This is a genomic window from Saprospiraceae bacterium (genome assembly GCA_026129545.1).
GTDB lineage: Bacteria > Bacteroidota > Bacteroidia > Chitinophagales > Saprospiraceae > M3007.
On sequence record JAHCHX010000001.1, the window covers coordinates 2,990,227 to 3,004,796 of the forward strand.

At 52.1% G+C, this 14,570-nt stretch carries 15 protein-coding genes; 9 read left to right on the forward strand and 6 right to left on the reverse strand.

Annotated features, from left to right (window positions below; all coding sequences use genetic code 11):
* Window positions 1-3 precede the first annotated feature (3 nt).
* Window positions 4-939 (reverse strand): polysaccharide deacetylase family protein, encoded by a 936-nt coding sequence (locus KIS77_11605; protein MCW5922984.1) that lies wholly within the window; start codon window positions 937-939, stop codon window positions 4-6.
* Between the two features lie 70 nt (window positions 940-1,009).
* Between KIS77_11605 and KIS77_11610 the strand changes: the two genes are divergently transcribed.
* Window positions 1,010-1,267: a hypothetical protein gene (locus KIS77_11610; GenBank protein ID MCW5922985.1), complete on the forward strand. Its 258-nt coding sequence runs from the start codon at window positions 1,010-1,012 to the stop codon at window positions 1,265-1,267.
* A 161-nt stretch (window positions 1,268-1,428) separates the two neighbouring features.
* Here the strand turns inward: KIS77_11610 and KIS77_11615 are convergent, their stop codons facing one another.
* The gene (locus KIS77_11615) at window positions 1,429-1,947 is read right to left on the reverse strand and encodes a DUF1572 family protein (protein ID MCW5922986.1); all 519 of its coding nucleotides are present in this window, start codon (window positions 1,945-1,947) and stop codon (window positions 1,429-1,431) included.
* Window positions 1,938-2,198: a zinc ribbon domain-containing protein gene (locus KIS77_11620; GenBank protein MCW5922987.1), complete on the reverse strand. Its 261-nt coding sequence runs from the start codon at window positions 2,196-2,198 to the stop codon at window positions 1,938-1,940. Before KIS77_11620 ends, KIS77_11615 begins: the two co-directional genes overlap by 10 nt.
* Window positions 2,199-2,478: 280 nt before the next feature.
* Between KIS77_11620 and KIS77_11625 the strand changes: the two genes are divergently transcribed.
* Window positions 2,479-5,766, forward strand: a complete 3,288-nt coding sequence (locus KIS77_11625; GenBank protein ID MCW5922988.1) for a UvrD-helicase domain-containing protein — start codon at window positions 2,479-2,481, stop codon at window positions 5,764-5,766.
* Between the two features lie 140 nt (window positions 5,767-5,906).
* On the opposite strand, the gene KIS77_11630 is transcribed toward KIS77_11625, so the two are convergent.
* Both KIS77_11630 and KIS77_11635 read right to left on the reverse strand, forming a co-directional pair.
* Complete coding sequence (locus KIS77_11630; protein ID MCW5922989.1) at window positions 5,907-8,156, reverse strand: patatin-like phospholipase family protein; 2,250 nt, start codon at window positions 8,154-8,156, stop codon at window positions 5,907-5,909.
* A gap of 331 nt (window positions 8,157-8,487) precedes the next feature.
* Window positions 8,488-9,114: a DUF3455 domain-containing protein gene (locus KIS77_11635; protein ID MCW5922990.1), complete on the reverse strand. Its 627-nt coding sequence runs from the start codon at window positions 9,112-9,114 to the stop codon at window positions 8,488-8,490.
* 615 nt (window positions 9,115-9,729) lie between these two features.
* Between KIS77_11635 and KIS77_11640 the strand changes: the two genes are divergently transcribed.
* The gene (locus KIS77_11640) at window positions 9,730-10,092 is read left to right on the forward strand and encodes a hypothetical protein (GenBank protein MCW5922991.1); all 363 of its coding nucleotides are present in this window, start codon (window positions 9,730-9,732) and stop codon (window positions 10,090-10,092) included.
* 58 nt (window positions 10,093-10,150) lie between these two features.
* Here the strand turns inward: KIS77_11640 and KIS77_11645 are convergent, their stop codons facing one another.
* Window positions 10,151-11,131: a helix-turn-helix domain-containing protein gene (locus KIS77_11645; protein ID MCW5922992.1), complete on the reverse strand. Its 981-nt coding sequence runs from the start codon at window positions 11,129-11,131 to the stop codon at window positions 10,151-10,153.
* A gap of 187 nt (window positions 11,132-11,318) precedes the next feature.
* On the opposite strand from KIS77_11645, the gene KIS77_11650 reads away from it, so the two are divergent.
* The 6 genes from KIS77_11650 (at window position 11,319) to KIS77_11675 (ending at window position 14,549) form a co-directional block, all read left to right on the forward strand.
* Window positions 11,319-11,747 carry a VOC family protein gene (locus tag KIS77_11650; GenBank protein MCW5922993.1) on the forward strand — a complete coding sequence of 143 codons (429 nt, stop codon included), beginning with the start codon at window positions 11,319-11,321 and terminating at the stop codon, window positions 11,745-11,747.
* Between the two features lie 141 nt (window positions 11,748-11,888).
* Window positions 11,889-12,263 carry a DUF1801 domain-containing protein gene (locus tag KIS77_11655; protein ID MCW5922994.1) on the forward strand — a complete coding sequence of 125 codons (375 nt, stop codon included), beginning with the start codon at window positions 11,889-11,891 and terminating at the stop codon, window positions 12,261-12,263.
* Window positions 12,264-12,620: 357 nt separating this feature from the next.
* Entirely contained in the window at window positions 12,621-13,073 is a 453-nt protein-coding gene (locus KIS77_11660) for a VOC family protein (GenBank protein ID MCW5922995.1), read from the forward strand.
* 118 nt (window positions 13,074-13,191) lie between these two features.
* The gene (locus tag KIS77_11665) at window positions 13,192-13,569 is read left to right on the forward strand and encodes a nuclear transport factor 2 family protein (protein ID MCW5922996.1); all 378 of its coding nucleotides are present in this window, start codon (window positions 13,192-13,194) and stop codon (window positions 13,567-13,569) included.
* 49 nt (window positions 13,570-13,618) lie between these two features.
* Complete coding sequence (locus tag KIS77_11670; protein ID MCW5922997.1) at window positions 13,619-14,047, forward strand: SRPBCC family protein; 429 nt, start codon at window positions 13,619-13,621, stop codon at window positions 14,045-14,047.
* A gap of 61 nt (window positions 14,048-14,108) precedes the next feature.
* A complete protein-coding gene (locus KIS77_11675; protein ID MCW5922998.1) occupies window positions 14,109-14,549 on the forward strand; it encodes an SRPBCC domain-containing protein in 441 nt (146 codons plus the stop codon).
* Window positions 14,550-14,570: the final 21 nt, after the last annotated feature.

Here is a 14,570-nt window from a genome sequence, read left to right on the forward strand (position 1 = left end):
TTTTTATCGCAGCAATTTCCCTATTTCTCGCCATGTAATCAACTGGATATTTTGCTCTTTGAGCAAATTCCGACAGGCATCGCTCGTGAAAAAATCGTAGTCTGCTTGCCGCCACGCCGCGCCCCAGTCGGGATGGTCAATGCTCACGCCCTTCATCTCGGCATCGTCGTAGGCAGTGTGGATAAGGATGATGCTAACTCCGGGTTGGAGGTTTTGGAGCACGGATGTGTAGTAATTGGCCATGCCTTTTTGGTAATCATCAGGGCTGGCGGACAAGATGCGGTCGAGCACGATGTCCTTCTCCGTCATGGCTTGTTTGAAGGGGTCAGGCAGCATGCTCAAAAGGTCGCGCCCAACCATCGTCGGGATGCCATATTCGCGTCCGATTTTCAGATAAATGCCGAACAGCGTCGGGTTTTGGAAAAACAAACAACCCATGTGCGAATCCAGATGGGTCGGTTCTATGCCCATCGCCTTTGCTTTTTCGATTTGGGCGCGGAGCTCGGCCTCCACCGCTTCCGGTTTCGCTTGGCTGGCAAAAGAGGTGCAATTGTCGAAGAAATACCCGTTGGAATCCACCAGCCCACCCAGTTCGCCACAGTCCGAGACTGGGCCCCATTTAAAGTGTTTCCACTCGCTTGTCAACGTCAAGTGCAAACCCAAATCATGGTTGGGATTCGCCTTCGCGTAAGCAGCGACTTCTGGCAGCCAAGGGCACGGCACCATGACGCTCGCCGAATTGACCGAGCCTTCTTTCATCGCTTTGAAACTGGCCTGATTTTCCGAGTGCGCCACCGCCAAATCGTCGGCGTGAATGATGAGCAACTTGGCATCTTTCGAGTAGCCGAGGCGTTCGGGGAGTGTGGGCTGGGCTTGCGCATATAAGCCTGACAGGCAACAGATGCAAAGAGCGATACTCGTGAGATGGTTGATTTTCATTGACTTGTGATTTTTTCAATTATGACGACCTTCGTTGCTACCGATTTGGAAATTTTCAAAAACTCCGCTCATGGCTTTTCTCTTTTGGCTTTTTTGGATTGCAGACCTGTTGATTTGCCTGTTGGCCCTCGTCGGAAAAGGATTTCGCGATAGTTTTTCGGCATCCAGCATCAACACATGGTATTCCGTCTTGCTGTTCGGCTGCACCATTGGCGGGTTGCTGCTTCGTTTTGCTTTCAAAAAAGCGTTGTTGTCACTTCTTGTAGTTGCTCTCCCGCTGCTCATTTTGCTGGTTTGGTATTTGCTCGATTCGAAGCTGTCTGCCTAAGGCTATTCTTATGCCTTTTACTACCGTCATTTTCAAAAATGCGAATAGAGGGGTTTGCCTTATTTAGTGTCTGATGTTCAGGCATTGATTCAGACGGCGACTCGAAATCGCCGCCTGAATGGCACACGCTTTCAGCAGTTTGCCCCAACCCCTGATTCGAGTTAATCTTGATTCCTCACCGTCAAATCAACCCCCGCATAAAAACCCAAATCTTTGTTTTTCAAAAGTTTGGTCCAAAAAGCGATTTGCCCCGTGTGGTACGAGTAATGCTCGCACACATGGACCATGATGCCGATACCGCTCATTTGAAAACCCTGCACCGTGCGCTCGCGCAACAATTCCTCCCGACTTGCCCGGCGAATCGTTTCGACCGCTCGCGCCACTGTCGAAGCCAGCTTGTCCAACAACTCCAATTTTGAGAAACCTCCCTCGGCGGCGAACTCGGCATCGCGGTCGCGTGCGTCGGGTTCGTTGCCAAGCGAGGCAATCGCATATTGCGTGATGTTGCCACAGAGGTGCAAAATCAAGTTGCCGACACTGTTGGAGACCGGGTTCGGGCGTTGCCACACTTCGGCTTCCGTCAAAGTCGCCACACACATCTCAATGCGCGGTGTGTTCTCCTCCAGCCGAAGAATAATCTGTTTTTTGATTTCGATAATTTCAAGTGAGTTCACTTCCATCGCTGCAATTTTGGAATACAACGGGTGAAAATCCCGGCAATAAACCCCGGAAACCCAAAGGACTGAAGCCGTTGTTTCACCCACGCTTTCATTTCCTCCATCGTCATGTGCGGATGGGTGAAGCGCCCGTCTTGGTAACAAAGGGAGCAGTATTGGAGACTTGTGGTGCCATCAGCGTTGGTGCCACCATTCAATTCGTCGCGGCGCATTGGCAAGCCGCAACTCTGACAGTTTTTGTAGGCTTTTTCCATTTTCAAAATAGTTTTGGAGCTTCAAATCTATGTAGAAATTGGAAATTAGCCCTTGATTCGTCAGGATTTATCTGATGACCATGATTCATACCCCCCCATTTTGAGTGAATCAGGACTTCACCTATGCTGAAAACTTGACGGCGCGAAGTATAAAAAGTAGGCAGGGCGCTGCTCCGTCTAAGTGGTTACAAAAGTAGAGATTGTTTCGCTCTCAAAAACCCAGATAAGCTGGGGAAACTCTCGCCGTGTTTCTCGACCTTCGCCCAAAACAACCCTTTCCGTGCAACCTCCGAGCGAACAACAAACAAAGACTGCCAAACAGCGCCTTCCAATCGAGGTCATTTCCGCAGGCGCCGGCTCCGGCAAAACCTACACGCTCACCGGGCGCATGGTCGAGCTGTTGAAAAACGGCCTTCGGCCAGCGGGCATCATGGCGACCACCTTCACCAAAAAGGCGGCTGCCGAGTTGCAGGAACGAGTGCGTGTTCGACTGCTCGAATCTGGCATGGTCGAGGCCGCCAACGAACTCGGCGAGGCGCTCATCGGCACCGTGCACAGCATTGGCACACGCTTGTTGCAACGATTCGCCTTCGAAGCGGGCGTGTCGCCGCTCGTGGAAATCATCGCCGATGGCGACGAGCAGCGCCTTTTCAACGAATCGCTCTCTCAGGTCCTCACCGAGCAGCGCATCGAGCGAATGAACCAATTGGCCGACCGCTTGGGACTGACCAAAAAAACCGTCGGCGAAGCCTACGATTGGCGGCGCGATATTCGCCAGCTGACCGATGTGGCGAGAGCCAATAATTTTTCAAAAGAAATTTTAAAAACCAGTAAAAACCGCTCTTGGGAAACATTCGAACGCTTGCTTCCACCTGCTCAAACAACCGATGCCACCACTTGGCACAATCGTTTGCTATCGGCCATTGACCAAACCGTCGCCGCCCTCGACGCAAACGAAGCCGACGGCACCAAAACCACCCGCGAAGCCGCCGAGGTGCTGCGCAATTTTCAAAATCAACTCAAATATCGAGGCGAGCTCTATTGGCACGAATGGGTCAAAATCGGAAAAACCAACCCAGGTGCCAAGAGCCGCGACCTCATGGAGGACTTGCAAAACCTCGCCCGCAGCCACGAGGAACATCGGCAGTTTCACGACGATGTAAAGGGCTACATTGACCTCGTGTTCGACATTGCCACCGATGCGCTCGACGAGTACGAGCTGTACAAAAAGAAGCGCGGACTGATTGACTACACCGATATGGAAACCTATGTCAGTCGTCTGTTGCGAGTGCCCACTGTTCAAGACACCCTAAGTCGAGAACTCGACCTCTTGCTCGTCGATGAGTTCCAAGACACATCCCCCATTCAACTCGATATTTTCCTGCAAATCAGCCGATTGGCGCGACATTCCATCTGGGTCGGCGACCCCAAGCAGAGTATCTACGGCTTTCGGGGCGCAGAACCTGCCCTCATGCAGGCCATCATCCGCGCCACGGGTGGCGTGAGGGACGAAAACATTTTGAAAAAATCGTGGCGCAGCCGACCCGACATCGTGTTTGCCACCAACGCGATTTTCACCAGAGCCTTTAAGGAAATGCCCGTGGAGCAGGTGGTGTTGGAGCCAGCGTCCTATCCCGCCCCCCTTGCGCCGTCTGGCGGCGAGGAACCGGGGCTAAGCCTCGTCCACTGGCATTTCCGCTCCGAGTTGGACGAGCGAAGGGTGCCCGGCTCTCCTTGGATGGACCATTGCATCGCCGAGGAAATCCAAAAACTGCTCGAACGCAAAACGCTGATTTACAACAAAAAAAGAAATGAAACGCGGCCTGCGCGACCGGGCGATATTGCGGTGTTGTGCCGCAACAACGACGGCTGCGCCAAAATGGCCGAAGCATTGCACCAAGCAGGGTTGAAAGCGGCGATTAGCCGCGCCGGACTGCTCGAGACACCGGAGGCAAAACTCGCGATAGCCTGCCTGAAATACCTGCTCATCCCTTCCGATTCGCTCAGCGCCGCCGAAATCATCCTCCTGACCCACGAAATGAACCTCGAGCAACTCGTCGGCGACCGCCTTGAATGGCTGGCGTTCAAGGCAGGCAACGCACCGCCGCCTGCGCGGGGGTCGTGGAGCGATTTGCCGTACCTGCGCGAACTCAACGCCATCCGCCCACGCACGGCTGACCTCTCGGCTTCCGAGATATTGAACCTCGTGCTGGATGAACTCGACCTGCGCCGCGTGGCCGTCCGACTCGGCCATCCGAACCAACGCCTCGACAACCTCGACCGCCTGCGAGGCTATGCCTTGGACTACGAGTCGGCTTGCCAACGACTTCATTCTGCTGCGTCGCTGAGCGGCTTCCTACTGTGGCTCACCGACTTGGCAAAATCCGAACTGGACTATCAGGGTTCTGGCGAGGGCGACGACGCGGTGAAAGTATTGACCTACCACCGCAGCAAAGGGTTGGAATACCCCGTGACGATTTGCCACAACCTGAACCAGTCTTTGAAAGAACAAATCTGGGGCATCAACCTGGTCTCGGAAGTAGAAGAGCCGGATTTGGACGACATTCTGGGCAACCGCTGGCTTCGTTTTTGGGTGAACCCCTACGGCGACCAGTTCCGAAACACGCGGCTGGAAGAAACATTGCTAAACACACCCGAATGGGCGGCTGCGAGGCAAACGGCGCTGGAAGAAGAAGCACGCCTATTGTACGTCGGACTGACGAGGGCACGCGACTACCTTGTTTTCCCTACCAACGCAAAAGGCACCGGGTGGCTCAATCGTGTGTTCAACCACGGCGACGAGACCATCCCCACGCTCGACCCACACTCGGACGAAACACCTTTTTACCACAATGGGCAACCCATTTTGTGCCAGACAGAGATATGCTACAAACCACGAGATTTTGCCGAAAGCCCTCCCGATGAGACACCCATTACTTTCCACGCCGCCCGCGCTGGGAAACACCCCGTGCCACGCCAGTCGCTCCACATTGACCCAGCGCAGGAAATGCCTCCGGGCTTCGACCCACAGTTTGGCGAACCGATGGCGTGGGCGTCATGGCTCGAGTTCAAGAGCGAGTACGAGCCTGCCTTCGGGAAGGCCGTACAGGCTTTTCTAATCGCTGACCACCCCGGACTTCCCTCGGAAGAACGGCTGTCCGCCGCCAAAAAACAATTAGAAATCAGGGGAATGACAGAAATGACCTCGCCGGAGCGTCTGGTGCGGCACTCCGATGTGTTTCGAGATTTTTTGGAAAAACAATTTAAGCCAAAACAAGTGCTATGCAAGTTCCTGCTCGAAGGATACCCCTCCCAGCCCCCACATTCGGAAGGGCGAACGCGCCTTTTGAAATTGGAAACCGATTTCTTTCTTGAAAATGAAGAGACCGTCGCGGTTGTGCTCTTTGCCAATTTTGCCGAGGGAATGAAAAAATGGCGGCAACAAGCACAGCCGCTCGCGCAGTTGTTGGGTTGGTGGCGAGCGATGTTGAAGCAGCAGGAGCCGAAGCACGCTCGGTTTTGGATTGTTTTCCCAATAGAAGGGCAGGCGGTGGAGCTGCGGTTTTGAAATTTTACAGAAGCGGTATCATGATGAGTGCGGGTGACAGGAGCCGCCAATTTTCTGGGACAAGATGAACAACGCTGTTTGGCCATCAAAGAGCCTGTTCGTCATGTAAATCCTGTCCCAGAAAATCGTCTCTTGTGCACTCAACGTACCCCAAGCACTTGCTTTAGCGCCGCTAAGCTGGCCTGATTTTCAGGTGCATGGAAAGCCCGCAACAAATCGCGTTTCTCTCGCTCGCTGAGATGCAGGCTCATGGAAGCTTCATCTTCCTTGCGCACGGGCCGATAGAGGAAGCGAATCACCTCCAATTTGTTTTTCCCGAGCAAGTCATCGAGCAACGCCAAGGTGTTGTCCTGTTCGTAGTCTTGCACGGACGTGATTTTGGCGGCGGCGCTTACTGGGTTGAGCAAATTGTGCAAAACCCCCTTCGAGTCACTCTTGGCGATAGGGTCAATTTTTTGCCAACATCTAATTTGCACAATCACCACCCCACCCGTGTGTTCCACTATCCAATCGCGGAAAGTATGCACGAATCGCGTCGCCAAGGCAATGCCGTAGTTGTCCCTAAAACCTGCGTCCATCGCTTCGGTGGAGGGCTGGGTCGGTAGCCACACATTGGGCAGGATGAGCGGGTAGGTACAGTTCATGCGCAAGGCGCTGGAAAATGCGAGGCTATCCGCTTGTTGCTGCGCGAACAACTTGCCGAAATCCACCCCGTCCACTTCGACTTGGGCCGCCAACCGACCCAAGTCGTGTGGCTTCATCAGATACGACACCCCCTGAGGGCTAATGAGCAGCCGCCGTGCGTCGTTGAGGATGTAGGGCGACACCACCATCATCGGAATCGCCGCATCGCGCTCCGGGCGGCGGTAATCGGCAAGCCGCTTGGAAAAATATCCTCGGCAATTTTCATTCAATTGGTTTTCAAATAAATATCCCCGGTCTTTTCGATAAGTGAAATCTCCCGACTGAAAAGTGGAGATGGGGTAGAACAGGTCGTTGGCGACAATGGCAAATGTGACCGGGTTGAGCAGGTCCTTCCCAACGTCGTGCACAAACGTCGTGTCATGCACAGATACATCCGCTCCTTCCTGCTGCTGCAAATAAATTTCGCGCAAATAGGCAGCGCCCAACATTCCCCCGGAAGCGCCCGTGATGAGTGCCGTCTGGCGCAGCAACTTTCCCCCGGTGGCACGGTCGGCCTGTTGCAGGGTCTGCATCGTCCAAAGCGAGGAGCGCATGCCACCGCCGCTGACGCACAGAAAAACCATCTTGGGCTTGGGGTTGGCGGGCGTGCGGTTTTTTGCCAACCATTTGCTCAGAATCCGCTCCGTGGAAGCCTTGTCGCGGCGAATGTGTTCCTGCGAACACAATTCCTCCAGCGCGGAATAGGAGTATTCCGCGCGGTTTTTTTCGCCATAATCAAGCCCGTAGGCCCGGTTGCGGTAATTGAAAAGACCGAAACTCGTGATGTAGTTGACCGCCAACAAAAGACCGATGAATACCAAAGTGCCCCATTGCCGAAACCAAAAAGTGATGGCGCCAAACATGGACATGACCATGCTCGACAGAATAAACACCGTGGCGCCAGTCGGTATCCGCACCCACTCGCTGTCCATGAAAGCCCCTTGAGCCATCAGCATCAGCAACATGACCACTTGCACCACGACCGCGTTGGAGTGATTCTGGCGAAACACCTGCGTGAGCATCCGCGGGTTGTAGTGCGCCACACTTCTCACCCTTCGAGCACGCAGCCGCTCCGTGATGTAAGTGTCCACACGCCAGCGGGTAGCCCCCTCCCTGATTTCCCAGATGGTGGGCAATCGCTGGCCGGGTGCCAGCAACTTGCTCCCCGGTCGTGGCACGAATTCGCCGGGGCGAAGAAATGCGCCAATGTCTTTGTTCGTGAAATAGAGGTAAAGGGCCAGCACACTCACCAAGGCAAATGCCCCAGCCAAAAAACCAGCTATGTTCCAAGCAATTTCGTGCGTCTGCGTCAGTTCGTCGTACCATTGGAATCGGGTGGAGGCCACCAAGTAAGTGGCAAAAAAGGCGAGCGGGATGAGGCTGTTGTTCAGCGAAAACTTGGTGAACGGGGCGCTCAGCGTCGCCAAAAAAGGAAACCGATTGGCGCTCAACAGATAAGTCGTCAGATTCCAAATCATCACGAAAGCGCCAAAGGCCGCGCCCGTGATAAAGAAACTCCAAAAATTGACCTGACCCCGATATTCCGGCGTGAGCATCAAATAGTGCATCCCGAAAAAACGCCCGATGTGGCCCGTCATCAACAACGCCAACACCACCCACAAAACAATGAGCAACAAGTGGTTGCGGAAATGAAGGGCCAGCAGGCGCATGGGGAAAGAATAGTACAGCAGGCGCATTGTGGTCATAACGAACCGGGTTCAGACCGCTAACTAACGCAACCAAGACAAAAACTTCGCACGAAATCGGTGGGTTTTTTGAAAAAAATTTGCGCCTTTGGCGAACGCTACAAATACACGGACCTGAAAAACATCATAGCAATTTCGGGGTTGGCGCTGTTTTGATGCTGCTTTTTTGCGGTCAAGCGATGTTGCGAAGGATTGATTGCGCACCCCGCCCCCGAAGCTTCCGGGTTGTTGGCGAGGGATGCCAACAACGGCAAAAAACAACTCCCCCCCGTCGTGCTTTGACAAACGGAGGGAAGCCATTGATTTCTTTCTACTTATGACCGCCCAAACGTCAATTCTTTTTCTTGTAAAAAAGATAGGTCGTCGTGTAGGGCACATGCTCCACCTGACCAAGGTTGGATTCGTTGGGAATAATTGCCGGCGCCAATCCTCCGACGGTGCATACCCGCTGAATATAGGTCACTTTGTTACCGGGAGAGCTGAGGCTTTCAACGGCTTTCAGCAATAGCCAAGGAATCGCTGTCGCATCCACAGTGACGCCCTGCAATCTTGTGGCCACGACCTTTTCATCCTTAAAAGGGCCTTGTATGAACTCCCAAGTCGGCCCGCCGTAATGCGTGCCCACAAGGTTATTGAAGTTGGGCTGGATGTACAGGTCGGCAGAAGGCGCGGTGTTCACCCACACAAATACATCGGGATTGGTGGCGCTGCGCCGCACTTCGTAAATCTGAACGCCGGTGGCATAAGTGCGGTACGCCAGTTTGTGTCCTTCCGGCACCGCGAGGATGGGCGGGATAGCGGCTTCGCAGCCGATAGGCTGGGCGCGGTCTTCAGATTGGAGTTCGCCGAGGTTGATTTCGGAAACGGTGCTTTGGTCTTTCTGGCAGTTGGTGAACGCAAAAGCCAAACTGGCTGCGAACACGACGCCGCCGATGATTTTACTGAAAATCATTTTCATGTGATGGTTTAATTTTTTTGCCTACTCTGGGACAGGATTTTCGGCTTCCTCCTTTCTCATCACGAGGCGGCAAAAGTCAAGGCTGCCCGCACAGAACAATCGGGCATTTGAGCAGGCAATGGTTCTTTTTGATTGAGAGAGAGGATTTGTTGAGCGGGAAGGGAAAAAAGGTTCGTTCGCAGGATTTACGGGCGAAAAGGCTGCTGGCAGCGCATTGGAGCAAGTTCGCGCTGGCTACTCACGATTGGGACGCTCCCATCATCCGAGTGGCGGCGGAAAGCGCACGCAAGGGAATGCCTTTGCTGCATCCGCTGATTGGGGAGAAAGTCAATTTGAATGAAACGGAGATGTTTGAGAGATGGTGGGAGAGGAATGATTGAGATTGGGTGGAGGAGAAAAAGAAAGCGTCGCGGTTTTGTTGAAAGTCCAACAGATAATTTGCGGGGGTGGATGTTCGACTTACTTTTGCAGCAGGTTCTGTAAAAAATATGATTATACCTCGTGCCGCCAAGTTTTCAGCATGGTTGGAAGGATGAGATCACGTTTACTAAACTTCAAAAGTTTAGTAAACGTTACCCTAGACGATGCTGAAAACTTGGCGGCGCGAGGTATAGATTGAACAAACTTTACCTTGTTGGAATTATTCTTTTGCTTACTTCTTGTGCGACTTCAATGACACCAATTGAAGTAAGCAACACATTGCCGGCTTTGACAAAATCAAAATATATTACACAAGCACAGGCAGACGAAAATGTAAAAAATTCCAGTTGCAAGTATTTAGTAAAAAATAGGACTTATGCTGCACCTATGGGACTTTCGACAAAAGGAGACCTGAAGTATGCTGCCAAAGGAATTGATGAATGGGTAAAACTGGATGGAGGAAATGCTTACGTACTGAAAAATTATAAGTGGGTTACAGTAGACCATAATGGAAGTACTCAACTTACTATTGAGTTTGACACAATGCTATGTGAATAAGAACACCTCGCTCGCGCGAAGCCATGCCTCGTGCGAAACTATCCATGAGGTCTCCCTCTCAAACCCTCACCGTCCCCCGACTAAACTTGCTCCGATACGCCATCGGCGACAGCCCCGTCACTTTTTTGAACACCGAGCGGAAGGCTTTGGCATCGGAGTAGCCCACGTCGTACATCACCTCGTTCACGTTTTTGCGGCCGGTTTCGAGCCACTTTTTGGCTGCTTCCATTTTCACTCGCTGGATGTACTCGACGGGCGTGTTGTTCGTCGCCTTTTTGAAGCGCCGCTCGAAGTTGCGCCGCCCGATGGCGAACTTGGAAGCGAGGTCTTCTATCGAGATTTTGGCCGTCACGTTCTCCTCGATGAAAGTCTGCGCCTGCCGAATCGGCTCATCCTCATGGCCTTTTTGGCCGTTGAACATCATAAATGCCGACTGGCTCTCGCGGTCGAGCTCGACGGCGAAAAACTTGGCGGCGAGAATCGCCATCGAGCGGTCGGTGTATTTTTCCACCAGATAGAGCAGCAGATTCCAGTACGAATTGGCGCCGCCGCTCGTGTAGATGCGCTGCTCTTCGGTCACGACTTTATCGGCCACGAGCGTCACGTTGGGGAACATCCGCCGGAAATCGTGGGCGAACAGCCAATGCGTCGAGCATTTTTTCCCTTCCAGCAAACCAGTCGAAGCCAATAAAAACGCCCCGATGCACAGGCTGGCGACTTCCGCGCCGTTTTGATGTTGCGCCTTTATCCAGGGGAGAAAATCCTTGTTCAGAGCGAGCGCGTTGTTCAGGTCGCCGAAGAGGGCGGGGACGAGAATCAGGTCGGTTTTTTTTACCTCCTGAATCACCGAATCGGCGTGGACGGAAAAGAGACCATCGTGCAGGCGAACTTCTTTTTGCAAGCCGACAAGATGCACGTCGAACAAGGGCGGCTGGCCGGCTTGAGCGAGAAAATTATTGACCGCCGTGAACAGGTAGCGTGGCGCGGTGATGCTGTCGAGCACCGACGATTCGGGGACGAGGATGGAGATGTGTTTCACGAGCGAGAGGCGCGAGAGAGTGAGAAGATAACTTGGGCGTGCAAAAGTAAAAATTGTTTTTTAAAACAAAAAATGTCGCAATCGGCCTTTTTATCTGTCGCTTTTGCCCCTGCCCGATTCTTTTGGGTGCTATTACCTTTGTGCCAGCAACTTTTTAAAACAATTTCATTTCAAAATTCACACGACCATGCCATTTCTCAATTCGTACCTCAACTTCAACGGCAACTGCGAACAAGCCTTCAATTTTTACAAATCCGTGTTCGGCGGCGAGTTTGCCGACCTCTCGCGCTTCGGCGACGTGCCGCCCGGAATGCCTAACATGGAAGGCGCAGACCCCAATGGTATCTTGCACGTCGCGCTGCCAGTCGGAGAGCATTGTATGCTGATGGGCAGCGACTGCCCGCCCGCCTTTGGTACTGGCACGCAGGGCGACCTTTTCAACATCTCCATCACAGCCGACAGCAAAGAGGAAGCCGACCGTTTGTTCAACGGCCTGTCGGCGGGCGGTTCAGTTTTTGTGCCGATGGCGGATTCTTTCTGGGGTTCGTACTTCGGGATGCTGACCGACCCGTTCGGCGTGCAATGGATGGTGAGTTACGCGTATCCGAAATCTTAAGTTGATGAAGGTTGATAAGGGTTGATGAAGGTTGATAAGGGTTGATGAAGGTTGATAAGGGTTGATGAAGGTTGGTAAATGTTGATTATCAACCTTCATCAACCCCTTCACAACCTTTTTTTCAAACAAAAAACATCTGCCATGGCGACGGCAAAACCCTCCAACATGGACGAGTATATCGCTGGTTTTCCGAAAGAAGTGCAGCCGATTTTGGAACAGGTGCGGGCGACGATTCGGAAAGTCGCGCCGGATGCCGACGAGGCCATCAGTTACGGGATTCCGACATTCAGGTTCCGCAAAACTATTTTGGTTCACTTCGCCGCCTTCAAAAATCACATCGGGTTTTACCCGACGCCGACAGCCGGCGAAGCCTTCAAGGAAGAACTTTCGGGCTACAAAACGGGCAAAGGTTCTGTTCAATTTCCGCTCGACAAACCGATGCCGTTGGACTTGATTACTCGAATCACACAATCCCGAATCGGGCAGATTTTGGAAAAAACGCCGAAGAGGAAATGATTTTTAAAACACAGAGACACGGAGGCACAGAGATTTTTTGTCATACGCCTTTCGCGCCGAAGAGGAAATGATTTTTAAAACACAGAGACACGGAGGCACAGAGATTTTTTATCATACGCCCTTTCGCGCCGAAGTGGAAATGATTTTAAAAACACAGAGACACGGAGAGGGCAAACGCTTGATTTTCACTATACTTCGCGCCGTTAGGTTTTGGGCATGGCTGCAATCTCAATCTGCTAAAAATCAAGAACATCAATCATGTTCATCTAACAAATCCTAGCAAATCAAGGTATAAAAAACTCTGTGTCTCCGTGCCTCTGTGTTTGATTCTAAACAAACAAAAACATAAAAAAAGCGATGGCAACAACTAAAAAAATCACGCCCTTTCTCTGGTTCGACGGCCAAGCCGAAGAAGCCGCCAAGTTTTACACTTCTATTTTCCCAAACTCGAAAATCGAGAAAATCGTCCGCAGCGGCGACACGGTCATGGTCGTGGATTTTTCGCTCGACGGGCAAAAATTCAATGCCCTGAACGGCGGCCCACAGTTCAAATTCAACGAGGCCATTTCATTCGTGGTCAACTGCGACACACAGGACGAAGTGGATTATTTCTGGGAAAAACTGACTGCCGACGGCGGCGAGGAAAGTATGTGTGCGTGGCTCAAAGACAAATTCGGCGTGTCGTGGCAAATCGTCCCCGAAGCCCTGCCGCGCCTGCTCGCCGACCCTGACCCTGCGGTGGCACAAACCGCGATGGCGGCCATGCTGAAAATGCGGAAAATCGTCATTGCGGATTTGACAAAAGCGTAGGGCGGAAAGCGAACTTGAAAATTTATTCACACAACGACACAGCGACACAAAGTATTGATTTCCAGAAAATAAAAATGCCGCGTCGCTTTGCAGTTGTGTAAAACAAATCTTTTTCAAAATGAAAAATAGAGAACACATCATCGGCCGTTATGTGGCGGCTTACAATGATTTTGACATTGACAAAATGGTGGCAGACCTTGATGCGTCCGTCAAGTTTGAGAACATCTCAAATGGCGTGTCGAACATGACACTCATAGGCTTGGAGGCATTCAGGGCGCAGGCGGAGCAAGCCAAAAACCTGTTTTCAGAAAGGCGACAAACCATCATGGCCTTTTATCATCAGCAAGACCAAACCGAAATAGAGATTGACTACTTCGCCGTGCTGGACACCGACCTTCCAAACGGTCTTAAAAAAGGCGACAAACTCCAATTGAGCGGAAAATCAGTTTTCAAATTTTCGGGCGACAAAATCATCGGACTCACCGACATCAGTTGAGTCGTTTTTACAGCCAAATTTTTTTCAACAATTAAAAAATCAAGCAACAATGACTGCAACAAACAAAACCACCATCACAGTAGAAGCCCTCGTCAACGCGCCCATCGAAAAAGTGTGGGAGTGCTGGACCGAGCCTGAACATATCACCCAATGGAACCAAGCCTCCGACGACTGGTATTGCCCCAAAGGCGTGAACGACCTGCGACCGGGCGGCAAATTCTCCTTCACCATGGCAGCCCGCGACGGCAGCATGGAGTTCGATTTCGCGGGCGTGTACGACGAAGTGAAAACCCATGAAAAAATCGCCTACACCCTCGGCGACGAGCGGAAAGTGGAAGTGATTTTTTCCAAGGAGGGGGCATCCACCAAAATCGTCGAGAACTTCGAGGCTGAGAACATTCACTCGCACGAAATGCAGCGCGCTGGTTGGCAGGCGATTTTGGATAATTTTAAAAAACACGCGGAGCAATTTGATTGATTCGATTATGCCGATTGAGGTCAATCGAACCAATCGGGTCAATCTTAAAATCTTCTCACCAATGATACAACTCAATTTTTCCATTCAAATAAATGCCCCGAAAGAAAAAGTCTGGAGCACCTTGCTCGACGACAAAACCTACCGCCAATGGACGAGTGTTTTCCACGAAGGCTCTTATGCCGTCGGCGACTGGAGCGAAGGGAGCAAAATACTGTTTTTGGGGCCCGAAGGTTCGGGCATGACCAGCCGGATATTCAGGCACGTTCCGAATGAGTTTCTCTCGATTCAGCATTTGGGAACCGTCAACAACGGCGTGGAAGATTTTGACAGTGAGGAGACCAAAAAATGGTCGGGTGCTTTGGAGAACTACGCCGTGCGAGAAAAGAACGGCGTGACTACGCTCTATATCGAGACTGACACGGCCGAAGATTTCGAGGCATATATGCGAGAAACGTGGCCCATGGCACTGGCGAAATTGAAAGAATTGACGGAGGCGGCCTGACTGCATGAGGGAGCGATTTGT

Excerpts from the sequence above, each read along its gene's own strand:
- KIS77_11605 (MCW5922984.1), bottom strand. The coding sequence starts at position 939 with ATGAAAATCAACCATCTCACGAGTATCGCTCTTTGCATCTGTTGCCTG.
- KIS77_11610 (MCW5922985.1), top strand. The coding sequence starts at position 1,010 with ATGGCTTTTCTCTTTTGGCTTTTTTGGATTGCAGACCTGTTGATTTGC.
- KIS77_11615 (MCW5922986.1), bottom strand. The coding sequence starts at position 1,947 with ATGGAAGTGAACTCACTTGAAATTATCGAAATCAAAAAACAGATTATT.
- KIS77_11620 (MCW5922987.1), bottom strand. The coding sequence starts at position 2,198 with ATGGAAAAAGCCTACAAAAACTGTCAGAGTTGCGGCTTGCCAATGCGC.
- KIS77_11630 (MCW5922989.1), bottom strand. The coding sequence starts at position 8,156 with ATGACCACAATGCGCCTGCTGTACTATTCTTTCCCCATGCGCCTGCTG.
- KIS77_11635 (MCW5922990.1), bottom strand. The coding sequence starts at position 9,114 with ATGAAAATGATTTTCAGTAAAATCATCGGCGGCGTCGTGTTCGCAGCC.
- KIS77_11650 (MCW5922993.1), top strand. The coding sequence starts at position 11,319 with ATGCCATTTCTCAATTCGTACCTCAACTTCAACGGCAACTGCGAACAA.
- KIS77_11655 (MCW5922994.1), top strand. The coding sequence starts at position 11,889 with ATGGCGACGGCAAAACCCTCCAACATGGACGAGTATATCGCTGGTTTT.
- KIS77_11660 (MCW5922995.1), top strand. The coding sequence starts at position 12,621 with ATGGCAACAACTAAAAAAATCACGCCCTTTCTCTGGTTCGACGGCCAA.
- KIS77_11665 (MCW5922996.1), top strand. The coding sequence starts at position 13,192 with ATGAAAAATAGAGAACACATCATCGGCCGTTATGTGGCGGCTTACAAT.
- KIS77_11670 (MCW5922997.1), top strand. The coding sequence starts at position 13,619 with ATGACTGCAACAAACAAAACCACCATCACAGTAGAAGCCCTCGTCAAC.
- KIS77_11675 (MCW5922998.1), top strand. The coding sequence starts at position 14,109 with ATGATACAACTCAATTTTTCCATTCAAATAAATGCCCCGAAAGAAAAA.